Annotated in this window: 15 protein-coding genes; 6 read left to right on the forward strand and 9 right to left on the reverse strand. The window is 54.3% G+C overall.

The genetic code is table 11. The features are described 5' to 3' along the window. Position 1 precedes the first annotated feature (1 nt). The 3 genes from ACR3ZL_RS03900 to ACR3ZL_RS03910 form a co-directional block, all read right to left on the reverse strand. Entirely contained in the window at positions 2-910 is a 909-nt protein-coding gene (locus ACR3ZL_RS03900; RefSeq protein WP_473649204.1) for a ThuA domain-containing protein, read from the reverse strand. Positions 911-1,322: 412 nt separating this feature from the next. Beyond that, positions 1,323-2,921, reverse strand: coding sequence for a sulfatase family protein (locus tag ACR3ZL_RS03905; protein ID WP_486173220.1), 1,599 nt, complete (start codon positions 2,919-2,921; stop codon positions 1,323-1,325). Between the two features lie 172 nt (positions 2,922-3,093). Next, positions 3,094-4,464: a PQQ-binding-like beta-propeller repeat protein gene (locus ACR3ZL_RS03910; RefSeq protein ID WP_473649202.1), complete on the reverse strand. Its 1,371-nt coding sequence runs from the start codon at positions 4,462-4,464 to the stop codon at positions 3,094-3,096. Positions 4,465-4,727: 263 nt separating this feature from the next. On the opposite strand from ACR3ZL_RS03910, the gene ACR3ZL_RS03915 reads away from it, so the two are divergent. Further along, complete coding sequence (locus ACR3ZL_RS03915) at positions 4,728-8,324, forward strand: ATP-binding protein (RefSeq protein ID WP_473649201.1); 3,597 nt, start codon at positions 4,728-4,730, stop codon at positions 8,322-8,324. A 19-nt stretch (positions 8,325-8,343) separates the two neighbouring features. Here the strand turns inward: ACR3ZL_RS03915 and ACR3ZL_RS03920 are convergent, their stop codons facing one another. The 3 genes from ACR3ZL_RS03920 to ACR3ZL_RS03930 form a co-directional block, all read right to left on the reverse strand. Next, positions 8,344-9,708, reverse strand: coding sequence for a hypothetical protein (locus tag ACR3ZL_RS03920; protein ID WP_473649200.1), 1,365 nt, complete (start codon positions 9,706-9,708; stop codon positions 8,344-8,346). A gap of 304 nt (positions 9,709-10,012) precedes the next feature. Continuing rightward, positions 10,013-11,602, reverse strand: a complete 1,590-nt coding sequence (locus tag ACR3ZL_RS03925) for a FecR family protein (protein ID WP_486173221.1) — start codon at positions 11,600-11,602, stop codon at positions 10,013-10,015. Next, positions 11,599-12,132, reverse strand: a complete 534-nt coding sequence (locus ACR3ZL_RS03930) for a sigma-70 family RNA polymerase sigma factor (protein ID WP_473649197.1) — start codon at positions 12,130-12,132, stop codon at positions 11,599-11,601. The genes ACR3ZL_RS03925 and ACR3ZL_RS03930 overlap by 4 nt, the downstream gene beginning before the upstream one ends. 597 nt (positions 12,133-12,729) lie before the next feature. Between ACR3ZL_RS03930 and ACR3ZL_RS03935 the strand changes: the two genes are divergently transcribed. From ACR3ZL_RS03935 to ACR3ZL_RS03945, 3 genes are all read left to right on the forward strand, one after another. Then, entirely contained in the window at positions 12,730-14,250 is a 1,521-nt protein-coding gene (locus tag ACR3ZL_RS03935; protein ID WP_486173222.1) for a sulfatase, read from the forward strand. Next, entirely contained in the window at positions 14,247-15,701 is a 1,455-nt protein-coding gene (locus ACR3ZL_RS03940; RefSeq protein WP_473649194.1) for a sulfatase-like hydrolase/transferase, read from the forward strand. Before ACR3ZL_RS03935 ends, ACR3ZL_RS03940 begins: the two co-directional genes overlap by 4 nt. Positions 15,702-16,047: 346 nt before the next feature. Beyond that, the gene (locus tag ACR3ZL_RS03945; protein WP_473653406.1) at positions 16,048-17,247 is read left to right on the forward strand and encodes a L,D-transpeptidase family protein; all 1,200 of its coding nucleotides are present in this window, start codon (positions 16,048-16,050) and stop codon (positions 17,245-17,247) included. Between the two features lie 138 nt (positions 17,248-17,385). Here ACR3ZL_RS03945 and ACR3ZL_RS03950 read toward each other — a convergent pair whose 3' ends face one another. Together ACR3ZL_RS03950 and ACR3ZL_RS03955 are read right to left on the reverse strand one after the other, a co-directional pair. Next, positions 17,386-18,891 carry a DUF1501 domain-containing protein gene (locus tag ACR3ZL_RS03950; RefSeq protein ID WP_473649193.1) on the reverse strand — a complete coding sequence of 502 codons (1,506 nt, stop codon included), beginning with the start codon at positions 18,889-18,891 and terminating at the stop codon, positions 17,386-17,388. Positions 18,892-18,900: 9 nt separating this feature from the next. Beyond that, the gene (locus ACR3ZL_RS03955) at positions 18,901-22,083 is read right to left on the reverse strand and encodes a PSD1 and planctomycete cytochrome C domain-containing protein (RefSeq protein ID WP_486173223.1); all 3,183 of its coding nucleotides are present in this window, start codon (positions 22,081-22,083) and stop codon (positions 18,901-18,903) included. Positions 22,084-22,298: 215 nt separating this feature from the next. Here ACR3ZL_RS03955 and ACR3ZL_RS03960 point away from each other — a divergent pair, with 215 nt between their 5' ends. Both ACR3ZL_RS03960 and ACR3ZL_RS03965 read left to right on the forward strand, forming a co-directional pair. Continuing rightward, a complete protein-coding gene (locus ACR3ZL_RS03960) occupies positions 22,299-22,892 on the forward strand; it encodes a sigma-70 family RNA polymerase sigma factor (protein ID WP_486173224.1) in 594 nt (197 codons plus the stop codon). A 14-nt stretch (positions 22,893-22,906) separates the two neighbouring features. After that, complete coding sequence (locus tag ACR3ZL_RS03965; RefSeq protein ID WP_473649189.1) at positions 22,907-24,559, forward strand: LamG-like jellyroll fold domain-containing protein; 1,653 nt, start codon at positions 22,907-22,909, stop codon at positions 24,557-24,559. Between the two features lie 39 nt (positions 24,560-24,598). On the opposite strand, the gene ACR3ZL_RS03970 is transcribed toward ACR3ZL_RS03965, so the two are convergent. Further along, on the reverse strand, positions 24,599-25,360 hold the full coding sequence (locus tag ACR3ZL_RS03970; protein ID WP_473649188.1) for a rhomboid family intramembrane serine protease: 762 nt from the start codon (positions 25,358-25,360) through the stop codon (positions 24,599-24,601). Between the last annotated feature and the right edge of the window lie 77 nt (positions 25,361-25,437).

A 25,437-nucleotide genomic window follows, 5' to 3' on the forward strand; every position in this document is an offset into this window, starting at 1 on the left:
GTTACTTTTTGGGCTTCTTATCAACCCGTTGGATGTTCCAAGTCGAGATTTTGGCATCGGTATCCGGCACCGGTCGGTCAACAACCCAGTGCGATGCGTTAACGAGCATGCGTACAAAAGATTCTTCACCGAAGTCGCCAGGATGCCCCAGCGATGTGCCAAACACCTTGCCGCCCCATTCGTTTTCCCATGCCCAAGAGACGATGTCGTTTTCAAGTTTCTTGACGTTCACTACGCCAAATGATTTCTTGATCACCCGTTCACGCCCACGACCGGACCCGGTTAACAGAGGAACACAACCGTCTTCTAGGCGTGTCAAGTAAAGCGTTCCTGGCGATACCCAATTGGATTTGGTGACGTTGGACATGATCGGATGTGAAAGTGCCGATTCGATTACATCCACTTGAGTTTCGCCGGATTGATGCACGATGTAGGGGGTGCCCATTGCACGACGTCCAAAATCGTCGTTCCATGTAAATCGCGGATGCCCTTGGGGATACTTAAAACTATGGCTCGCCGTTCGCAAGCCGATGACTGGCTTTCCGGACTTCAAGTAGTCTTCAATGGGCTGCCATTCTTTGTCGCCCAGTTTCAAGAAACGCATGAAAAAGATCGCCAAGTCGGCATCTGCAAGAGCTTCGATCCCGGGCAACACCTTTTCGGTTTTGCGTTCGGGGTCCCCTTCACCAATCACGATAGTAGTGCGAAATCCGAATCGCTCCAGTTCTTCAGCGAACACCGGCATGGTCAGTTCGGGCGAATAATGCAGAGTGCCCACCACGATCACGGCATGTGGTTTAGTTTCATCGGCCGCGATAGCAAGATTGCCAGCGATTGCACAGAACACGATTGCCAAGATGGGCGTCGCGATTGAGCGTCGTAGCGACCGCGATTGTCGAAGTAGGTCCATGGGTTTCCGGCCGATTCAGAAGGATTGGTTGAAGCCGAAGGCGGTCTAGCCAAACACGTGTGTTGGCATAGCGATCGCCGTCTACGCTAAACCTGGAAAGCAGCGAAATCATCGGGGCGATGATTTGGATTGCCACTTAGCGGGATCGTAGCGGTGCAGGTGGGGCCATAGTGTAGGTGAAACGCATGGCAGACCGATGGGGATGTGCGTCACCAAGATATCGAAATGCGTCATCTCGAAGCGTCGCGGCCGACGACGCGAAGCAGGTCGAGACGGTGTGCCCCGGATGAGCCCAGATCACCCGCATTGCTGTCTTGCGTATGACACTGGGCTCATCGTCTTTAAATGGAAACAAGTGCGAGCCGGTCAAATCTCACGTATTCAAAATTTGACCGTGACGATGATTTGTCCATCATTTTGCGTTTGCAGTGACCTCAAACTTGACCTTGCGATCATTGCTCAATTGAGGGCCTGGCGTACTGCGTCCTTCGGCAATTTGTTGTTCAAGCAGAGTCAGTAGCAGTTCGACCTGCTCGGGATGTTGATCGGCAAGGTTGCGTTTTTCGGCCGGGTCGTCACCAAGATGAAAGAGCTGCATCGATGGCATGCCCTGCTTTTGTGCGACGACGTCTCGGGGAGCACTCCAGCCTCCGCTGCCTGGGCTCAAACACAATTTCCAAGGCCCACGACGCATCGCGAATCGTCCTGAAATGCTGTGGCTAATGAGAGATTCCCGGGGGCCAGCAGCTGGATCCTGAAACAGGGGCGACAAGTCGAATCCATCTTCGCCACCGGATGCTTTGCGAGGCTGGTCGACGATGGATTGCAACGTGGTGTAGATGTCCGTTAGACAAGCAAGAGCATTCGTTCGATTTCCGGCCGCAATCTTGCGTGGCCAGCGTGCAAGCAATGGAACACGGTGCCCACCTTCGAAAATATCCGCTTTGTGTCCGCGATAGCCCGCGCTAGGATCGTGGTCATGTTCGGCCAGAACGCTGAAGTTCGCTTCCGGTGAACAACCGTTATCACTGGTGAAGAATACGAGCGTGTTGTCGTCAATGCCGGCATTCTTAATAGCGGCCATTAACTCGCCGACATGGTGGTCCACTTGTTGGACAAAGTCGGCATAGGGATTGATTCCACTGGCGTCCTTGAACGGTGGCACGGGAACGATCGGAGTGTGAGGCGCTGGCAGTGGCAGATAAAGGAAGAACGGTTTGCCATTCTTAGATGGTTCGGCACGCTCGTTGACATACGTGATTGATTTGCTGAATAGATGTGGCAGGACTTGGTCAATCTCGAAGTCATCGCTGATCGGTCCGTTGCGATACCAGCCGTAAGGATCTTGCTTTTTTGTAACGCCTTCTTTCCGCTCGGGAACTGATGTTGGCATCCCGGTGTCGACCCAGACGTAGGGAGGCATGTCGAGCGAACCGCAATGGCCATAGTATTGGTCGAAGCCATTGATGTCGGGGCCGTTTTTAACGGGCTTTGAAAAGTCGATCTCCTTTCCGTTCTTATGCCAGTCCCATCCCAGGTGCCACTTCCCAATCATCGCGGTGTGGTAACCCGCCGATTGCATCAGATGCCCAAGCGTAGGTCGGTCCGCTGGAATCAAGTGCGTGCTAGTTCCACTCAGCACACCACGGGCTAAACGGGATCGCCAGTTGTATCGTCCCGTTAGCAGTCCGTAGCGGGTCGGTGTGCAAACGGAACTGGGCGTATGGGCATCAAGAAATGTCAGTCCTTCATCAGCGAGACGCTGCAGATTGGGGGTCTGGATTTTGCAATCCAAATTCGTCGGCGAGATATCGCCTAAGCCCAGGTCATCAGCCAAGACAATAATGACATTGGGCGGTCCTGGATCGTCACTGGCTAACGCTCCGTTGGCAAACGCCATGCTTATCAAACCAGCAGTCAGAATCACGCCGCGCAAAACTTCGTGCCAGCGAATGCTGGATGATCGTTTCATGTAAGCGGGCGGAAAGGTCGGGGTGCCAATCTTGGTCATCTTGGGCTCGTGAGGGTTCATTGGTTTTGGCAATTCAGCGAAATCTAGTTTAGCTAAAGGAATCTTACCCGTGACGGTGGCTGAACAACTTCCGCCGGTCGGTTACGAATTCGCCCCGCAAATTCGCCTTGCAAATTCACCCAGGAACACAGGGCGAAATGTAGGCTCTCAATTAGTGATTGGGGATCAGCAGACAGACGAGTGACTTGTCGCCCCGTACCATCATTTTGCGGCCCGATAGAATGGGTGCCGCCCAGCAGGGATACTGTAGCCCACCCCGATTGGTGGTCCCTTCGTCAAGTTTCCATACGCCGAGTTCGTCGTATTTTTCGGGCGTGCACCGTACGATGTGCAGCGGTCCGGTTTCTTTCAGGACAAGCAACACGTCGCCGAAGCGAGTGGCGGTCGATCGTCGTCGTGACAGGTCTGTCCACTGGACTTCGCCAGTTGAAAGTTCAATACAGCGAAAATCACTGTCCGGCGCGTTGCGTCCACTGCAACCATAGAGATAGCCGCCGTCCAGAATTGGCGTCGACATGTGTGAACGCAGCGATTGAGCGCGACGGTTGCCAGCGGGGTCACGCCACACATCGCGAAATTTCGCCTCGCCATTATGAACTTCGATCTCCAATAGAGTTGCACCGGAGTCATAGCAGTCGCTGATCAAGACTTGGTTGCCGTGGACAACTGGAGTCATCGCGTTGACGCTTTCTAAAATGTCGGCGCGATATCGTAATTGTCCGATCGATTTTCCCTTGCGTGGATCAATCACGTGCAAGTGGTCACGTGCCAGCAGCAGCACATAGACCTGGTCGTTGAGGGTGATCGTTCGCGGACTGCTGTAGCTGGCCAAGTCGTCGCCACATCGCCATCGCTCTTTGCCTGTTTGACGATCAAATGCGACCATTAACGATCCGTTTGGCGAAACACGATCGAGTCGTCCCGGTGCGATGGCTTGGTCCGCTGGAGGGCTGCCACCGACCATCACAAGCACCAGATCATCGAGAACCAGCGGGGAGGAGCCGACGCCAAAGAAGTTCTGTACCACGGTGTAGGTGTCATTAGTTTGCACCTGCCAAAGTTGGCGTCCATCCTGAATCGATCGGGCGGTCAGTGTTCCGGCGACGCCCAATGTGAATATCTCGTCACCATCGCTTGTCGGGCTGCAACGTGGTCCCGGTTCGTATCCATACAAATCGCGGTAGCTCACTTCATCGTCTTTCGCCCAAAGGACTTTACCGTCGTCTAGCGAGATCTTTCGTAGACGCTCGCTTCCGTTGAGACTATCGAAATGAAAATAGGCGTCATCGCGAATCACGCCGAGCCCATAGCCGTCGCCCAGTTCCAACGTCCATGCGACTTCCGGCGGTTGGCTCCACGAAAGCGTGGATGGCTTGGGTTGTCCGGCCTCCACATCCACGCTTCCGCTGAAATCGTGATTTAGAAAGCGAGGCCAATCATTTGATTGAGCCTGCAATGGACTGCACAGCCAAAGTGCGGCCATCAACCCAGTAAAGCGAGGTAACAGACTGGCGTTATTCATGAAATTTAGGTCGGAGGAAAAATGGTGGATTGGGATCGTGGCTAAAATACACGCGCCGGAATCATTGACGCGGCAAGTCGAAGTAACAGGAATAAACGCCTCCGGTCGCGAGCCAGACCAGATTGTACGACAATGACGGTAAGCTTCGCCCCCTCGTAACAATCATTCGGTATGAGTGACCATTCGTGAGTTTGATCGCACGCGAATTTGGTCAACGAGAATGACGACAACCGTATGGGCCCCATCACCGGAAAAGTTTAGTTATGGTCGACCCCAGCAACGATGTCCTCGCCGGAATCCGCCCTCGGCATTGGTGGATCGCCACTTTCGCAGCGTTGATGGTTGCCGACATGGCGGCGCCTCCATGGTGGGGGCTTTGTGTGCTGCATTTGGTGATGTTGCCGCTGGCTTGGCGTTCGCTGCACCGCCGGTTCATCACCAAAGTTACGATCGCCCAAGCTGCTGCGGTTTCGATCGCCGGGGCCTGGCACGTCGTGACTCAGCCGTTCGGTGTCACTCCGCTTGATCCGGTACGAGTTTGGACCGTTTTGGGACTGGTGGCCGCTGGGTACTTTCACATTTACCTGCGTCGACGTTTACGGATGCGATTGGAGCATCAGCATTTTCTTCAACAGAATGTGCGTCGTCGATCGCGAGAAATTGAGCGAGTGAACCATGCCCTGCGGGACGAGGTGGCTCGTCGACAAGCCACTCAACATCGACTCGATCAGAGCGAAACGACGTTCCAGTCGATTATGGATCGCATGCATCTGCAGGTCGCCCGCAAAAATGCAGCGGGGGTGTTTACTTATGCGAACGATCCGTTTTGCAAAGAGCTTGGTTTGCATCCGATCGATGTGATCGGTAGTACCGATGCGGATTTGTACGCACCTGCGATGGCCGCTCGGTATCGCGCGGACGATCTGAGTGTGATCGCGACGGGGCGTAATGTTGACAAAGTAGAAGAACATCCCGGTTCGGACGGTCGTCCAGGCTTTGTGCAGGTGTTTAAAGCTCCCGAATACGACCAACATGGTCGCTGCATTGGGGTGCAGGTGATCTTTTGGGATATCACTGAAAAACACCGGAATGAAATGGCGCTGCGTCATAGCGAGGCTCGTAAGCGTGCGTTGTTCGATGCAGCCGGTGACGCGGTTTTGCTGGTCGATGAAAACGGCATCATCATGGAAGCCAACCCAGCCGCGATGGGGATGCTGCAATCTGGTGGTGGGCGATTGTTAGGCCGGCCGATGGACAATCTGGTGATGCCCGTTCACCGTAACTTGCACCCGGAAACGAGTAGTTGGACTGGCGACGATGTGACCGATCCAAACGACGTGGAAGAAGATTTGAGCTGGGGAACACTTCCGTTGTCAGATCGTCACCAATTGCAATTGCGACGTGGCGATGGCGTCACGTTTGATAGTGAGGTTTCTGTTCACATCATTCCGCTGGGAAACTCTTCACCAACGGCAAGTTTGGAAGATGAAGAGCGTGAGGGGCGAGCGATTATCATTCGCGACGTGACGCTACAGCAGCAAGCCTTTGAAGCGATGCGTGACGCAAAAGCGGCTGCCGAACAAGCCAACCGCACCAAGACGCAGTTCATGGCGGGGATTTCTCACGAATTACGAACGCCGTTGGGCGGAATCGGTGGCCTGACGGAATTGTTGTCGCGTCAGACTTTGCCGGGGCCGGCTCGACGATACGTCAACTTGATCTCGCAGAACTCAGAATTGCTGCATGATGCGATTGAAGACATTCTTGACTTTTCGGCCATTGACGCAGGCCGGGTTGCGATCGATCCCGTACCGATCGATCTGCATACGATCGTGGGTGACGCGTTCGGGTGCCTCGCTATTCGCGCAGCCGACAAACCCGTCCGGTTGAGTTTGTCGATTGATCCTCGTGTACCGCGATGGGTGGTTGCCGATGCGAAACGCATTCGTCAAATCATCGTTAATCTGGCTGGGAATGCGATCAAGTTCACCGCTTCGGGACAAGTCAGTCTAAGGATGACGGTGGTCGACCCGCAGCCGAAAAAGATGAGTCCCGAGCAAACAATGTTTCAGCTCACCATCGCAGACACCGGAATCGGAATCGCACCGGAGAATCAAGGTCGTATTTTTGATGCGTTTGAGCAGGCTGATCGGGGCACTAATAAGCGGTTCGGAGGCACCGGACTCGGACTGGCGATCGCTCGAGGGTTGGCGCAGCGGATGGGTGGCGGCATTACCTTAGAAAGTGAAGTAGACAAGGGCAGTCGCTTTCACGTTCAATTCCAATTGCCACTTGCCAAAGACGTTGCAGGGAATCCAACGCCCGCTGCTGAGGCGTCTGCCGAAGCTCGATCGCAATGCATTGTGGTGTCGGTCGGGAACGCCACCATCGAAACTGATTTGGCTGAGACAATTGTCGATCAGAAGTGTCGAGTGTACAAACCGTCGGATCTCGAAGGCGGGCAGCCGAAGTCGGCCGTGTGGTGGATTTTGACCGATGCGACCGCAGACGCGGCCTTCCGTATCCGGGCTCGCAAGTCCGACGATCGAGTGTTGTGGTTAATGCGTGCCAGTGAAGCGGCACCTCGGCGAGCCAAGAAAGAAGACGCGGTCACGATCGAACCGGTCCATCCCGACGAGTTACGGCGTTGGCTCGCTGGTGAAGCGGTTCAGCAGACCGGTCGTGGACTTTTCTCAGCTCGCGGAAGCCGCGGTGTCCCCGGCGTGAGTAAGTCAATCTCCTCGGCAGCACTAACTCGGGCAGGGGAAAAAGCTCATTCGCTTCGCCATGATTCTCCGTCGTCACTCAATCCGCCTCGAAGCTTTACCTTGGCGTCTCGGCGCAACGGTTCGCAAACTTCATCGCAAACGGATCAAGGCGGTGCGCAATACCGCGTGTTGGTCGTTGATGACAGCCCCACGAATCGTCTGGTCATTCACGATCAATTAGTGTCGGCCGGGCATCTGGTCAGCGTGGCTGAAGGCGGCGAAACGGCACTGACGTATTTCCCCGATGATTCCTCAACGATCCCTGCATCCACGTTCGATTGCATCTTGATGGATTTGCAGATGCCGACGATGGACGGTACCGAAGTGACCACCGAGATCAGAAAACGGGCAACGCAACACAAACGGTCCATGCCGCCGGTGATCGCTTTGACCGCTCACGTGACCGACCAACATCGCCAGATGTGCCGGGATGCGGGGATGGTCGGCTACATTACCAAACCTATCGAATTGGACTTGTTGTTGCAGGAAATGCAACGAGTTGTTGCTGCGGATCGAAGCGGCAAGCCGGTGTCTTCTGAAATTGTGATCTCGGCACAAGGTGATGTGGGTAATTCCAATGCCCAAGTTTCTGACGCACCCACAGAAGTTCAGCTCAACGAGAGTCCGCAAACGGAATCAAAGCCGGGTTCAGCTTCAACAACCGAGTCCCGTTCCGATATGGTCTCCGAAGCGGCTCCGGAGGCCGATTCAAAAAGTGTCGATAGCGGCGATTGGCGTTCGCGTTTGACCAAGTTGTGTGGCGGCGATGAGTCAACAATGAAGTCGGTGTGCGAAGCGATTGTGATCGAGGTTCCCGACTTGGTAAGACGTCTAGAACGTGCAGGAAAAAATGGCGACCAAAAAGCGCTGAAGACGGCGGCTCATACATTGAAATCGTGCTTGCGATATGTGGCTGCGGAGGACGAAATCAATTTGGCTCGTGAAGTTGAAAAGAACACCGATGACGCCGACTGGGTCCAGCAGGTCAAAACAGGTTGGTTGGCCCAAGGTGATGCCGTGCCGGTCGAAGTTAAGCAATTGCGTGACCTTCAAACCCTTGCCCGTGACTGGGTCAAGACGATTCGATCCTAAGGAAGATGTGAGCTCTCGGCTATCGATGATCGAAATAGTCGGCTAGTGAATACACTTGCGTGTTGAGTTCCTTCATCCGGTCCAGCAAAGGCGAATACGGTTCGTATCGGTTATTCAGAATCCCCTTATTCGAATTGAGGTTCGATGGGTCTTTGGTGGTGTCGGTAGGGTCGTTGTCTTGATACTTGAACCAGTGCCAGCCGACGCAGATTTTGGATTCGATCAAATCGAGACAGAAGTTCTGGTAGAACAATCCCCGATCGGCCTGGGTTGGGACACACCACCCAGCTCCACTTTGATTCGTTAGCCCCGGGGCATCCATTCCTTTGGCGTAATATTCCGTCACGATTAACGGTTTACCGATCGCATTTGCCAATGTGCTTGCCTTTTGTCCGGGCGACCATACGCCGTACAGGTTGTAGCAAAACGCATCCACGTGTTTACCAATTACGTGATACGAAGTATTCCGTGAATAGAGTCGCGGACCAAGCAACATGTGGTTGGGATCCACCTGCCGGATAGCTCGGGCGACGGTGCCAACGTATTTTTCCATCACGAGGTCGTCGAAGTCATCTCGGTCTGTTTGGGTAAGGTCTTTTTCAGAAGCGTTTGCGCCGTGTCGTTTTTGCAAAAAAGAAATTGCCGCTTGGTGACCGTGGCTACTCTTTTTGAGTTTTAAGAAACGCGAAATCATATCCGGCTTCAGGGGCAGTTCATTGTCAAAAAAGTGGCCCAGAAGATTGGGATCGTTACGGTATTGGGTAAGTTTTTGGCGAGCATGTGTTTCGCAAAACTTCTGCCATCCGGGTTCAAAAACAAGAATACAGTCTTCCGGATAGTCCACGTGTCCTGAACCTCGGCGGGTCCGGCCTTTGCTAAACGTCGTCATGAAGTTCCAGTTGACGCAGTAGCTGATGCCATCACTGGCTCGTTGGATGGGAGCATCATGCGTCCATGATCCCGTTCCGCTGAATCCATGCGAACGCAAAAGGTCGACGGTTTGTTCGGCCCACTGATGTTCGCTGCCAAAGTCGCGATCGAACGCAGCTTTCTGGGCGGGCCCAGTACCGATGCCGACCGAAACGACGCCGCGATTGATGTGGCGGTAGCCTTCCGGATCAATCAGCCACCAACGATCGGCGATCTTGGTCGTGTAGAAAAAACCGGTCGGTTTTTCGCGATGGTCCAGCCGACTTCCGTACTTGTTATGCGGAATCGAGTTCGTTTGATAGCCGTCCAAGGATGCTACTGTGCGGGTCGCGTGCTCACGCCACGGTTGGTGCGGCTTTGGCTTTGCCTTGACCGAAATTGGATTATCGCCGGCAATTGCCGGGATGGAGATCGCGAACCAAATTGCGAATAGAGGCAACGGGGAATATTTCATGGTTGTACCGTGTTTCCGCAGGGCGGTCTTGTTGCTGTGACGCATCGTTTTTCAGACGAGTGGTTCAAGAAGTCGGCCGCCGTCATGACCGGAGTGGAGAGCTAGTCGCACTTCAAATCACCCTCGGTTCAACATCCCATCGTCAGTGCATTTGAACTGTCGATCGATTTAAGAAGTCGAATATGCGAGGCGGCTATATCGTGACTTAGGTTTGGGTTTTGGGTGGAATACCGACGAGACGAGCGGAGAACGCAAACAGAGATATTCGACGATGTGTAGCGATGATGACACGAACTTCTCGTGCCTACTTTGATTTACCAAGGCTGGGTTTTGCGACTGCTGCAATGCCGTACATGTTGTAGCCAAGTTGCACGTCCACGGGCCGTTCAAAGGAACCCAGTTGGATCTCTTGTGGCTCGTCAACATCGCGTTTCCAAATTGAAAACGTGTTGTCGATACTGCGGGCGGCACCTACGGCAAGTTTAATTTTGGGCTTATACCGGTTGGCCGCTTCATCAAGGCCAATGTCCAATCCGGAGTCCTCGAAGCTCTCCGACAGCCACGGAGGTACCGTCGCATTGTCGCTAAAGAAGACGTAGACCGTTGATGGCTGTGAGATCTCGACGTGGACTTGCAGGTCTTCGGCGAATTTGTCGTCGTTGAAGGGCATGACGTAGTCCGCGCCGATCAGTTCCGCTGGCATACCTGCTTCGGTTAAGCCATTCCATTGGTGATCGCGGTCAACGAAAGCTTGGCTGTCTTCGCGAAGCCCAGCTTGGATAATTCGGTAGAACATGCGACTCTCAGGAAGTTGGTCGCTAAGGTTGTCACGCACCGCCGCGATAACGGGGCTATTGCGATGCAGTGGTGCCAAATCGCGGACGCCGGGAAGTCGTTGGTTATCGATCGAAAAGACGCGGCGAGACAATCCATCGCTGCCAACCAGTGTGGCTTGTCCCTGAATCAAGTGTTCGCGTTTTGCGTCCGAGCTTTGGTTGCCACGCTGACTGGCCGATCCTAGTTCCACGTCCACTTCGCCTTCGAATACGGCTACTTCCGTTTCACCGGAGTCGCTAATCGCGATACCGAATTCGGTGCCAAGATCAGTAACACGGGCAACGGGAGTGTCAATCACGAATCCTTTTCCGCCGTTGGCGGCTTTGGCGGTGATACGCCCATAGCTGCAATAGACTCGATCCCGCTCTTGAATTTCTATCAAGCAAGGAGCCAAGACTAGTGCTTCGACACCCGAGTCAAACACCAGTTTCAATGTTCCTTGGTGGATGCAAAGTTTCTGGCCAATGGCAATGCGACTGAGTTCATTCACCGTTTTATGTTGGCTATCCCAGGTCACGTTGGTGCTTTGGACCAGCGTCGCCACATTGTCGCCGTATTTTGAATTCTTTCGAGCGGGGCTGCGGTTGGGGGTAAGGTTTGCAACGATGGCAGAGTTGCGTAAGCCTTGGTTTTGGCGAATCGCATTCCACACTGAAAGTGACAGAGTCAACAGAATCGCAGCGGCGATCGCAGATCCAGCGATCATCCGGCCGAGCGTTCGTGGGGGACGTGAGCCTATCGCAGGCAGGGGCGAAACCGGCGAGGTATGTGCCGGAACTTGCGACGGCTGTTTGAACGGCACGGTCGGCGCTGCGTCCATCGGATCGCAAACTTCTAGAATATGAGATTTCGGCAACACGTCGGAAGTTTGGTGGTGAACCAATCGCGAAGAGATATGTGCGACTTCTTGCATGTAGCGAATGTACTCTCGACGGCTTTCGCTATCGTTGGTAATTGCATCTTGCAACTGTCGTTGTTCGGCTTCGGTCGCGGAGCCTTCAAGCTGTTTGGTGACCAGTGTGTGAATGAGATCGAATCGTTGTGAGTGGTTCATCATGAGATCACCCCCGCGTGTTGAAGTCGTTGTTCGATACATTGGCGTAATGCTTTCCGAATACGCTGCGCTGATTTGTAGACGGCGTCGACACTGCAGTGCATCGCTTCGGCAACTTGTTCGATTTGACGGCCCGGTTCATAGAATCGCGATAGCAAGTCGCGTTGCCGCTCAGGGCAATTTTCAAGGCACTGGTCGAGCGCACTGAGATGTTCCTGCGATTGCTGGGACGCGAAACTAGCTTGCTCTTTTTCTAGACATTCAACCAGGTCGTTGCCAAAGACCAGTCGGCTACGGCTGACCTTTTTGCGCCATGTCAAAATTTCAAAGTGGGCGACGCGAATCGCCCATGCGGCGAAATTCGACCCAGGCTCAAATTTGTCAAATTCAAGCCAAAGCCTCACGCTAGCTTCCTGCCAAATTTCATCGGCATCGGACCAACTTGGGACGTTGGCAAGGATGTAACCCTGAACGGCTCGTTGGTGCTGTGCGATCAGGCGGGCAAATTCGGAGTGTTCGGAATCCAGTGACATGGGGCGGCCAGGCAGCGACGGCGGAAATTCGCAATGGGGACAAGAACGGGAAAGGTGTGTTGCAGCTAGGTCCGAAAACCGGCCTAGTGCTCCAATAAAATCAAATTGTCGGGCAGCCGACGAGGTTGAGAGTCTGTTGGGAAAGCCACGGGACTTGTGACCTCGTCTACTACGACCAAGCCCAAAATCCAGATCGGTCAAACTCGAATTGCTTGTGTCCTATTGCTAAAAGGCTAGCAAAATGAGACGAGCCGTTCGGTACTCAACCTCATCTTTCATTCTGGGCGAATCAATCACTCGGCCGTAATCCGTGTTGGAAGGGCGGCGAGCACAGTACTAGGGCACTACGGCGGCGAATTGGACAGGATTCTGGATATTGGTTTGAATTGATCCGCCTACTTTGCTCATTTTTCGCAACCATTAGTCTTTTTCTGTCCAAAGCTGGCAGAGGGAGGCCCTTTTCTCTTTAGCACGGGCATACGGCGTCCGCTGGTTCCGGTGTGCATCACTGTAACCGCGTGCTCTGGTTGATCACCGTGTCCCCAGTTCGGCACAAATTTCTTTCCTTAGGTCCTTTTCAAGCGAGTTTCGAAATTCATGTGCCACGATTCCCACGTTTCAGATGGTCGCTATACGGTTGATTCAGTACGCGGTCGATTGCGGTGCATCGCCAGTTTCGCATTCGTAATGTTGGGGCTTGGCGTGTGGGGCTCGCATTCCTGTGCGATCGAGCCTGCCGTTGCAAATGAGTCTGCGGTCGAGTCCCAGCCAACCAACGGGGCCGTCAAAACGCAGCCCAACGTGTTGTTCATCGCGGTCGATGATTTGAACGATTGGGTGGGGTGCCTGGGAGGGAACCCAGATGCGAAGACTCCCAACTTGGACGCGTTTGCTAGCCAGAGCGTGCTCTTTCGCAATGCACACTGTCAGGTTGCTTTGTGCAATGCTTCGCGAGTATCGGTCATGACCGGCATGTACGCCTCGACCACAGGGATTTACGCCAACAGCTTGAAACATGCCGGGCCGGTTTATCGATCGGCCCAGCAGATGCCGCTTTGGTTTCGTGAAAACGGATACCGGACGATGTGCATGGGTAAGATCTATCACAACGACCATGGTAAGAAGGCTTATTGGGATGAGGTGGGGCCGAAGACACTTCGCTGGGGGCCGGAGCCTCCCAATGGGCGGCAGTTTACCGAACGCTTTGGCGACCGCGTCCAGGACTCATTGGCCTGGGCGGCTCTGGACATCGAACGCGGAGAAATGCCCGACGAACAAATTGCCACTTGGGCGAAGCAGCAACTCGACCAAGATTACGATCAGCCCTTTTTCTTGGCCCTGGGGTTCTACAAACCGCACACGCCTATGACGGCTCCTAAGCGGTACTTCGATTTATTCGATCGTGACAAGTTGACGATGCCCAAGGTGCTCGAGAATGACTTAGACGATGTTCCGGAAATCGGGCGTCGTTGGGTTCTTGATCGCAGCGAGATCATCGCCGACAAGGCAGTCGATTTGTACAGTCCCACCTATCGCCGAGAATTGGTGCATGCCTATCACGCCTGTGTTGCCTTGACGGATGACTGCATCGGCCAGGTGCTTTCGCACTTGAAAACCAGCCGTTACCAGAACGACACGATTGTTGTGTTGTGGTCTGATCACGGATGGCACTTAGGCGAAAAGGGCCATTGGCGAAAATGGATGCCGTGGGAAGAATCCACGCGTAGTTTTTTAGCTGTGCGAGTGCCTGGATTGACGACCGATGGCGGAGTATGTGATCGAACCGTAGGGTTGATTGATATCTTTCCAACCCTCGCCGAATTATGTGATCTCGAAGCTCCTGATCAACTTGAAGGTGAAAGTTTTCGGCATCTATTGATTGATCCTCAAGGGGATTGGAATCGGCCGGCGCTAACATCAACGAAGGCCGGTAACCACACCGTGCGCTCCGACCGATGGCGGTACATTCGGTACCGCGACGGTTCCGAAGAACTCTATGACCATTCCAAGGATCCAAACGAATGGACGAACCTTGCCGGTCATCCTGAGTTACATGAAGTCAAAGTACAACACGCTAAATGGATCGACACCCTGACCGCAGGTGAAGTAATTAAATGAAGTATCACACAACAAACATACGAGTTGGCATCCTGGCCGGGCTACTGATCGGGGCTGCCGTTTGGGTTGGTGCCGGCACATCGGTATCAAGTGCCGCCGCGCCGGCTGAAGAAGTGTCACGTCCCAACGTGATCATGTTGATGAGCGACGATCAAGGTTGGGGCGATGTCGGCTTCAACGGGAACGATGACATCCATACGCCGAACCTGGATGCGATGGCGGCCGGTGGAATGCGGCTGGATCGCTTTTATGCCGCTGCGCCGCTTTGCTCGCCGACTCGAGGCAGTTGTTTGACGGGGCGTTATCCGTTCCGTTTCGGAATCCTAGCCGCTCACACGGGCGGGATGCGGGTTGGCGAAAAGACGATTCCAGAACTGCTGAAGAAACGTGATTACCAAACCGGCTTCTTTGGCAAATGGCATGTGGGCTGGGTCAAGCCAGATGAAGTGGGGACTCGCGGTTTCTTTTCGCCACCTTCGCACCACGGATATGACTATCACTTCGCCACGACCAGCGCGGTTCCCACCTGGGATCCCACCGTTACGCCGGAAAGCTGGGATAGTTGGGGGAACGGAGCCGGTGAGCCATGGAAAGGCGGCGCTCCCTATGTCGAAAACGGCGTCGAGGTGACTGAGAACATGGCCGGTGACGATAGCCGTGTCATCATGGATCGCGTGATTCCGTTTATCGAAGAGAACCGGGACGAACCATTCTTGGCGACCGTGTGGTTCCATACGCCACATGAACCGGTGGTCGCTGGTGAGGAATACAAGAAACGCTATTCAAAGTTTGGACAAGCACACCAAAACTACTACGGCTGCATCACCGCGATGGACGAACAAATTGGTCGTCTTCGAGCCAAGCTTCGTGAGCTGGGACTGGAAAAGAACACGATCGTATTCTTTTGTAGCGACAACGGCCCATCGGACGGTTTGGCGAAAAAGGGAGTTGCTTCACCAGGACCTTTCCGCGGCCACAAGCACACGATGTACGAAGGCGGCGTGTTGGTTCCCGCTTGTGTCGAATGGCCTGGGACGATCCCGGCGGGCACGTCCAGCAGTGAACGCTGCTCGACGGTGGATTTTCTGCCGACGATCGCGAATGCTTGTGCCGTTGAATCGGGCATCAAGAAGTCGCTTCCTATCGACGGAGTCAATTTGATGCCGCTTTTGACCGGTGAGACGAACGAACTCGATCGCGAGTTGTTCTTTGGATACCGCCGTCTTTATCAGGGAACCGATGGGAAGGCGATTATTTCGGGCAACTGGAAGTTGTTGCAGGAAGCCAAGAAAAGTGCCAAGCGTTATCTGTTTGATCTCAGCAAGGATCCCTACGAAGAAAACGATTTGTCCAAGGAATTTCCTGAGCGAGCAGCCGTTTTGAGTCAGAAACTGGAGGAGATTGAAGCGAGCTGCCAACGCAGTCGAGATGGTGCAGACTACCGTTATTAGCGGGCCAATATTGTTGCCGTTGAGCTGTCTTGGGGCGATCCGCTGGTCGTGGGGGGAGCTCAATTGCGACGATGCTGTCATGTGCTGTTTAGATGGTAAATTCCAGAATTGCACTGGCGTTTTGGAGCGAAAATCAGCTATGCAGGACGTTCGAAGGTGAGTTCCAGGATGGGATCACTACTTATTATCAAGAAAAGCACAACGATTCGGGACACTATTCGCGGCAACCGTCGTGAGAGCCAGGGTTCCGGATCGCCACCGGCAGGGAGAGACCGCTGTGCAAACGCTCAAGACAGCCGCCATTGTTGTCCTACTGATGACCGTGATCTACGGAGCGTATGTGTCGATGACGACACCACCGGATCCGTTGCCACCTAGCGTGCAGTCGATGTTGGTTGAATCCGGTGTCGATGATTTCCCAGACGATTTCGCTGACTTCGGAATTGATTCCGGTGTCCCTGAAAGCCTGCAAAGCGTCGCGGTTGATATGGGTTCCGAAGCGGAAACCGCCCTGGTGGATCCCATGGCCGCACTGGAAAATTCAGGCGATGTGAACTTCGCCGCCGTTGACCAGACCTTCGCCGACGTGCAGTCCAGCGAGGGCAACGCGATGGCCAACGACCCGTCTCATACGTTCCAAATGAGCGATCAAGACTCGGCACGATTTGCTGGCCAAGCATCTCGTTTGCCGGACGTAGGCATGACCAGCGGAGCAACGGTCACTCCCGATCCAAATCAAAACTATCAATCGACCGGCTCGCAGTTCGAACTCCCCGATCCTGCTACTGCCGGTCTTTCAAGCCAACAAACGAATTCGTCTGCATCGATCCGCAGTTCGAGCGAAGTTGCTGCGGCCGGTTTGGCGAATGCGATCTCGACCGCTGACCGTCAGTATCAATCGGACCGTCGCCGCGAAGCTCTGGCGACGTTGAGCCTGTTTTACGAAACTCCGAACCTGACCAGCGAGCAGCGTGAGCAACTTTTGATTCGCTTGGACCCGTTGGCCCGAGAAGTGATCTACTCGCCAGAACACTTGCTGGAGTCGCCTCATCGTGTCGGCCCGAACGAAACGCTAATGGACATCGCCCAAAAGTATGACGTGCCTTGGCAATTGCTTGCTAACATCAACGGCGTCTCGGATCCCGTGACCGTCTTGCCGGGGACTGATTTGAAGGTGCTTCGCGGTCCGTTTCGTGCGGACGTTGATCTGGCCAACCAAGAGCTAACGTTGTTTTTGGGTGATCTGTACGCAGGCCGTTTCCCCGTGGGTGTGGGTAGTGACCCAGTTCCGCGAGCAGGTGCCTACACGATCCAGGAAAAGAATTCCGCAAAGACCTATTACGATATGTCTGGCAATCCGGTCCCGCCGGGCAACGCGAGGAATCCATACGGTTCAATGTGGATCGATCTCGGTGGCGGACTTAGCTTGCATGGTAGCCCCAGTGCGAACCAGCCAACCGATCAAGGTTGTATTAGCATTGCGGGCAACTACTCTCGTGACGTCTTCGGCATCCTGTCGGAAGGCTCTTCGGTCACGATTCGCTAGATCAGGTTGCCTGAATTCGCTATCGGAAGTTGGTACTAAACGCGACGCGAGCGTTTAGGCGAGTCGGTTATCCAGCTTCGGTTCCTAGTTAGCCGTCGCCTCGAGGTAACGGCAATGCTGCCGTCCCGTTGGGATCGCTTAAGTGAGGATGTCTTTGATAACGTGGCCGTGCACATCGGTCAGTCGGAAATAGCGTCCTTGGAAACGGTACGTCAGCCGTTCGTGATCGATGCCCAATAGGTGAAGCATCGTTGCATGCAGGTCGTGAACGTGGACCGGATTCTCGGTGATGTTGTAACAAACCTCATCAGTTGCCCCGTAAGTCATACCGGGTTTGACGCCAGCACCGGCCATCCACAAAGAGAAGCATCGTGGGTGGTGGTCGCGTCCGTAGGTTTCAGCATTCAGCGTTCCCTGGCAATAGGACGTGCGGCCAAACTCGCCACCCCACACAACGAGCGTGTCGTCCATCAGGCCGCGTTGCTTCAGATCGTTGACCAACGCGGTAGTGGCTTGATCGACATCGCGACACTGGCCGGGTAGTTGCTTGGGAAGCGTGAAGTGTTGGTCCCATCCCATGTGGAATAGCTGGATGAATCGTACGTCCCGCTCAGCCAAACGCCGGGCAAGCAAACAATTGTAGGCGTAGGTCCCGCGTTTCTTGACATCGGGTCCGTAGGCGTCCAGCACGTGTTGCGGTTCGTCGGAAAAGTCAATCAGATCTGGCACCGATGTTTGCATTCGATAGGCCAGTTCGTATTGCTGAATCCGCGAGTGAATTTCAGGGTCACCGAACTCTTCGAGCTTGTTTTGGTTGAGTTGTTGTAGATCATCGAGCATCCGCCGGCGGGCTTTCGAGTCAAAGCCGTCGGGGTTGCTTAAGTAGAGCACTGGATCGCCCACGCTCATCAATTTGACGCCCGCGTAGGTTGATGGAAGGAATCCGCTGCCCCATAATCGGTCGTACAGCGGTTGGCAATTCGGACGCCCGGTTCCTCGCGACACCATCGAAATGAAGGTTGGCAGGTTCTCGTTGAGCGTTCCCAGCCCGTAGTGCAACCATGAGCCGACGCTGGGACGGCCAGGCAACTGATGGCCGCTCTGGAAGAATGTCATCGCGGGGTCGTGGTTGATTGCCTCGGTGTGCATCGATCGAATCAAGCACATGTCATCGGCCAGTGTGGAGATCTTGGGGATCAAGTCACTTCCTAGTTCCATCCCGCATTCACCATGCTTGGCAAATTTGTATCGCGAACCCGCAATAGGGAACGACTTTTGGCCGGCGGTCATGCCCGTGACGCGTTGATTCATCTCAACGAAGTCACTGAGTTCCTTGCCCTCGTATTGTTGCAGCGCTGGCTTGTAGTCAAACATTTCTTGTTGCGACGGTGCACCGCTTTGAAACAGATAAATGACCCGTTTAGCCTTCGGCGGTTTGTGATACTGCTTCATGACCCCGCTGGGGGCTGGGAAGTCAGTATCGCCGATTCCGGGCGTCAGGGAGGAAGCGGCGGGTTCCGCCATCGCGGATTGGTCCATCATCGATGCGAGTGCCGCAACGCCGACTCCTGAAGCGGACCGACCGAAAAAGTGGCGACGCGTCAGCATCATGCGATGCTCGTTGGCAAGGTCTAGAGATTTCATAGCGTCCCTTTATTCAACAGTTACAAATTCGTCGGTGTTCAGGATTAAGTGTGCGACCGCGGTCATCGCGGCGAGATGGTCTGGGGCGATATCAGCGGCCGGCTTGGAGTCGCCAATCGCGAGGAGAGCTTTCGCCGCATCCGGATCATCGGCGTAATACTGACGGTAGTATTCCAAGCTGTTTGCCATGATTTTTAGCGTGCTAGGTACAGGCTTTTTAGCGATGGCAAGGTGGGCCATCTGTTCGAGTTGCTCGTCTTGGGATGTACCTAGCTTCAGCACCCGCTCGGCTAGATTGCGAGCGGCTTCGATGAATGTGGGATCGTTCATCAAAACCAGTGCTTGAAGCGGTGTGTTGGTGCGACGGACACGCACGTTACAAACCTCGCGGCCACTGGCGTCGAAGATCGTTTGGCGAGGCGGATTGACCGCTCGTTTCCAGTACGAGTACATACTTTTGCGATAGAGGTTATCGCCTTTGTCCGGTGTGTAACGTGTGCCAGCATTTGCCGCCACGCTCTCCCACAAACCGCTAGGTTGATAAGGTTTGACCGATGGGCCACCGACTTTATCATTGGCGATTCCAGCGACTTGTAACGCAATGTCGCGAATCACAAAACCGTCGGCACGGTAGCGTGGTCCACGGCATACCAATCGATTGGACGGATCCACTTCTTGGAGTTGATCGTTCTGTTTGGAGGTTTGTCCAAACGCAGCGCTGGTTACGATCAATCGATGCATTGCTTGAACATCCCATCCGGAATCGACAAATCGAACCGCCAGCCAATCCAGCAATTCCGGATGGCTTGGCATTTCGCCTTGCAGTCCGAAGTCCTCGGATGTCTTGACCAGTCCGACTCCGAAATGCGACTGCCAAATTCGATTGACGGTCACACGGGCAGTCAGTGGATTGTCGGCGGAGGCGATCCAGCGAGCCAGTTCCAGGCGGTCGCTCGGTTGGGGAGCGTCGGGTGACGCTAGTAACGCAGCGGGAACACCACGCGGCAATGGATCGTCTTTGACGGGCTGGTCGTATTGTCCACGATCAAGCAGGTAAGCCGGTTGTGGCGTTCCCTCTCTTTCGTTCATCACCATTACGGAAACCCGTGGTCCGGCAAGCGATATCAATTCGCGATTCGCAGTATTCAGTGCGAGTTGAGCTTGCTTAATTGGTTCGTCAATCTTGCGGTAATGCGATCGCACTTTGTTTCGATCGCGGTTGGACCACTTCTTCGTTGGCTTTCTAACCAAGGCCTCGATTTGATCGTTTAAGGAGTCAGGCTTCGATTGCAAATGGATTGGTGTGTTGGACCACTGGATCCCTAACTTACCAATCACATGATTTGCGAACGGGCTACGGAACTGAAGGGTCACCGTGACCGACTCATCGTCGTTCATTTCGATCGGCTTTTCAAACCTCAGCGTGGCGGCAGCGATTCCCTCATTCGCGTCGGTGCCCGCGACAGCCCATCCGGATTTTGGATTGGAATCGATGACATTTGCGGCAGGATAGCCGTCCTGTTCGTAGGTGGCGGATATACCGGCGGTCGGCACGATCAGGTCACCTACCCGGATTTGGCAATCCGTCAGTACGAAGTTTCCATTCGTGCTGGGGGCGAGTTTTTGGGGCTTTCCGAAATGCTCCGCTGGCATTGCGTTGAGCCGGATGGCAGACATGCCAGATAGGTTTCCGTCGAGCGTGACGACATAGGTGACGTTGGTGGCTTTTTTGCCCCTGAACACAACCGTTCCGTCGTCGTCCAAATTGAGTTGCCCTTCACCTTTGAGTTCGTCACGGTTTAATGCGGCATCGCGAATTGTTGCTGGTTGCCAATGGAGTTCGGTGGCCGCTTGAAGTTCTTGTCGGGTTGTTTCAACCCACTGGTTCATACGTTGTTCGATGTCTTTTTCGGCAGCTTTGAACGCTCGTTCGGCCTGTTCCACCTGGGCGATTTTATCTAAGACGCCGGTTTCAATTTCGATCATCGGCGAGACCGATTGAAGCGTTGGTTTCGCGTCAACACCTTTGCCTATGCCGCGTTCGCCGATGTTGTTGAAGTAGCCGTAGAACTGATAGAACTCACGCTGCGAAATCGGGTCATACTTGTGGTCGTGGCAGCGGGTGCAACCCAAGGTTAACCCTAGCCAAACGGTGCCAGTCGTTTCAACGCGATCGATTACATTCTCGACAAAAAACTCGTCGGCCAACGCGCCGCCTTCTGCGTTTTGGCGGTGATTGCGATTGAATGCGGTCGCGAGACGCTGGCTGTCGGTGGCGTCCGGGAGCATGTCACCGGCAAGTTGTTGAATCGTGAATTGGTCGAACGGCATGTTGTTGTGGAAGGCTTGGATCACCCAGTCCCGCCAAGGCCAGTTCGTACGTCCGGAATCGTTTTGATATCCATCGGTGTCAGCGTAGCGAGCAGCGTCCAGCCAAAGCAGCGTTTGTCGTTCGGCGTAATGCATCGTTGACATCAATTCGTCCACCGCTTCGGCGAACGCGATATCGGTAGGGTTGGCCAAGAACCGACGTTGGATGTCCTCGCTGGGAAGTCGTCCGGTCAGCGTCAGTGCGACGCGGCGAAGTCGGGTCGCTGGTTCCGCTGGCGGAGAAGGAGCCAATTGGTGATCAACAAGTTTCCTAGCGATGAATGCATCGATTGGATTCTTGGTCCAGCGTTCGACCGTTTCGGGTGACCAGTCCGAATTTGACAGTACTTCCGAGGGAACGTCGATTGGATTGGGACGTTGGAATGCCCAGTGTCCTTCATAGGCAGCTCCTTGGGCGACCCACCGTTCTAGAATTCGCTTTTCTTCGTCGGTCAGCGATCGGTTGCTGTCCGGTGGCGGCATCATGTCGGACTCGTCCGTGCTTCGAATTCGCGTGATCAGTTCACTCGCATCGAGGTCGCCTGGAACCACGCCGGCATAGCCGCCCAAGTCTTCAAGCAGATGCTCTTGGCTGTCCAATCGGAATGCAGAGTCTTGGTTTTCCGCATCGGGACCATGGCAATGGAAACAGCGATCCGAAAGAATGGGACGAACTTGACTACTGAAGTCGACGGTCTCGTTTTCTTCGGCCCAAGATGTTCCGGCGGACACGGCCAAGCAAAAAATCAGGCTCAAACAAGTGAAAACGAATCGATATCCCAGATTCAGTCCTGGGAAATCACAAGAACGAAAATTCGGCATCAATGCTGACCTAGGAGGGGAATCTCAGTCTGGTGGGCAGACTCGGTCGGGAGGGGAATCGCGTTGTTCCGAAAGATCTTCCGGGAGATGCGATTGGGGACTGGTGTTATATGGCATACTCCCGGTGGTTTCAAAACATGCCTGTAATTAACTTGGATTCGAGAAGTTTTTTGAGGCTGATTTGTCCGCGACCGGGAGTTTTTTGCTGGAAACGCTTGTGGTTTCTGCTGGATACTCGCGGTGCCACTGGTGCGATGCCACCCATTTTAACCTGGCGAAATATGGATGAAGGTCGCTTTTTAACGTTGTTCTTGAAAAACGAGCGGGAGCTCGCCAGCATCGCTCGGGCTTTCTTGCATGACTGGGATTTGGTGGACGATGTGCTGCAGGATGCCAGTTTGGTGATGTGGCGAAAAATCGATCAGTTGCGATCGGATGATGAATTTTTGACCTGGGCCAAAGTCATCCTGCGTTTCGAAATCATGAAAGCACGCCGTCGGCATGCTCGCCGACGTTGGGTGCTCAACGATGAGCTGATGTCCAAAATCATGGATGAGGCCAGCCAGCCGGATGACTTGGATCAGCAAGAGAAGCGATCGGCGATTCAGGAATGCTTGCGATCTTTTTCCAAAGAGCAACAACAACTGCTGCTTGCCCCGCATACTTCCCGAGGCGGAGTGCTTGCCTTAGCCGAGGCTAGCGGAAACTCATCGAACAGCTTGTACAAACGAATTGGCCGACTGCGAGTGAAGCTTCATGACTGTGTCGTGCGGCGACTGGCGGCTATCGAACTTGATCCACACGCTTAACTTGAACTCTTCCTATGACTTCATCTCAGCCAGCCGGCTCTCACGTTGACGACTTGATCGAGAAGTATTTTCTTGATGTGTTAACCGAAGCGGAGCAGCTAGAACTAACCGCCGCGTTGGATCAGCACCAGCATCATCGTGAACGCTTCCGTAACGCAGCCCGCATCGATGCGGAACTCCGGCACTTTTGTTGTGACGACGATGTTGAACTAGAACAAGAGAACCACGCACCACCAAAGGCGGCCAGAATTTCATCGCAAGCTGAAACGGACCAATCTAAATCGGTACTTTTTATAGCAAAACCATCTACATCGAGACCTAGTCCAACCGCGCGGCATGCTGCTTGGATTGGGAAAAAGACGTGGCAATCACTGGCTGTGGCAGCGGCAATCCTGGTCATCGCGGGATTGTGGTTTGTCCAGGCCGAGAAGTCGACGATTCCTGAACCAATCGTCCTGGCCCGCATGGTGACCGGATTTGATCAGCAATTTCGTGCTGGGTATTCGCCCTCGGGTAGCTTGTTCCAGTCAGGCGACTACGAACTCACCCGCGGTGCGATCACGCTTCAATTTGTCAACGGTGTGGATGTTTCGATCCAGTCGCCTGCGCGATTCGGGATCGTCAACGCCACGCGTATCAAGATGGATGCGGGTCGTGCACGTGCGATCGTTCCTCAGGCCGGTTTGGGGTTCGTGATCGAAACGCCTACTGCGGACATTCAGGATTTGGGCACCGAATTTGGCGTCTATGTGGATGACCAGCAAGAGACCGAGCTGCATGTGTTCGCAGGCGAAGTGAATTTGCACTCACTGGCTCAGCCTACGCAGCGGCTTTATGAGGACATGGCCGTTCGGCTGACAAGTACCGGCACTCAACGGTTGGCCCGTACCGACGACGTGGCGTTCACGACCGCGGGAACGATCGGTTATCAGCGTTGGCTGGCCGACAGTCAAATGCGACGAAGCGACCCTTCGGTTTTGCTGTATTACGACTTTGAACGCGATCCCAGTCAATCTGAAATGCTGCGTGATGTTAGCCAGTCGACACCCGTGGTTAACGGTCATGTGCAAGGATGTATCTGGGCGACCGGACGTTGGCCCAGCAAGGGTGCGTTGTTACTGGAGCGTTTAGGCGATCGGGTAGAGTTAGATATTCCAGGCCAGTTTGATGCGTTGACGATTTCGGGCTGGTTGCAAATTAATCGCTTCGATTCGCCATTGCAGGTGTTCTTCAACACGCGTGACTGGCAGTCCGGCGAGCATCACTGGAACATTCTACGGGATGGTGTCATCCGCACAGGGATTTCTGGAGCCTATACCTTCACGGGGCATCAGCATTCGATTCCGTTAGGGCGATGGACCCATCTTGTTGCATCGTTGGATCGGAAAAAGCAGACCGCCACGTACTATCTTGACGGAAAGACCATGGGGCGGATCGCATGGGATAGCGAGTCGCCCATTGTATTTGGCCCCTGCACGATTGGAGCTTTCGGAACGACACAAGCTAAATTGGAAGCCAAAGATGAGGCCGGTTCCCAAGAGCACGAGCCCCTTGTGACCTACGATCGAGAACTGCGTGGCAGGATCGATGAGCTGGCGATCTTTCGTCGAGCCTTTTCCGATGACGAAGTGAGGGAGCTTTACGAGGCGGGCAGTGGGTTTCAATGAGCGCGGCTGGACGAAAGAGGTTTGGCTCGGCCGGAGTTCTTAGAACCGCCGTTCGACCACCGGTCCGTGTCCTACCGGTAGCCTGCCAATGATGACGGCTGCGATTATGCCCGCTGCAAATCCGCCCGCGTGTGCCCACCATGCCACTCCGCCGCCGACGCCCGAACCAATTCCGCTGAAGACTTGGATCGCGAACCAAATTCCCAAGAAGATGGGGGCGGGCACCACGAACGTGGTGAAGAACACGAACAATGGCAGAACCGCTAGGACACGAGCATGCGGGTACAGAAACGCGTATGCGCCCATCACTCCGGCGATCGCGCCACTGGCACCCAGGGTAGGAATCGGGCTGCTCGGATCGCTTACATAATGCGCAAGCCCCGCGACGATTCCGGTTCCCAGATAGAGCATGGCGAATCCCAAGTGCCCCAAGCGATCTTCCACGTTGTCGCCAAAGATGTACAAGAACCACATGTTGCCCAAAAAGTGCATCCAGCCGCCATGTAAGAACATGCACGTGATCAGCGTCATCCAAGGTGGCACGGCGGACGGACCGATTTCCTTACGGATGTTGACAACTTCGATCCCACGCTGGGTCCGTACTTGGGCTTGGGTTTCGATCACTGGGGTTGCTTCGGGATCGCTTACCCGAAGCGGCACCATGGCGTACGACGCCACAATGCCTTCGCTTTGATCGCCGGACGATTGTTGAGCCAGAAACGCGAGCGAACACAACGCGATCACCAAATAGTTGACCAGCGGAGTCGTGTGGCTGGGGATGTCGTCTCGCAGCGGGATCATGGAAGCTTTCGAATCGGATAGAACAGCGATGGTTTCCCGTCGCGACAAAAACAGTTATGACACGTCATCGACGTTTT

It is taken from the genome of Rhodopirellula sp. J20-39, assembly GCF_057365095.1.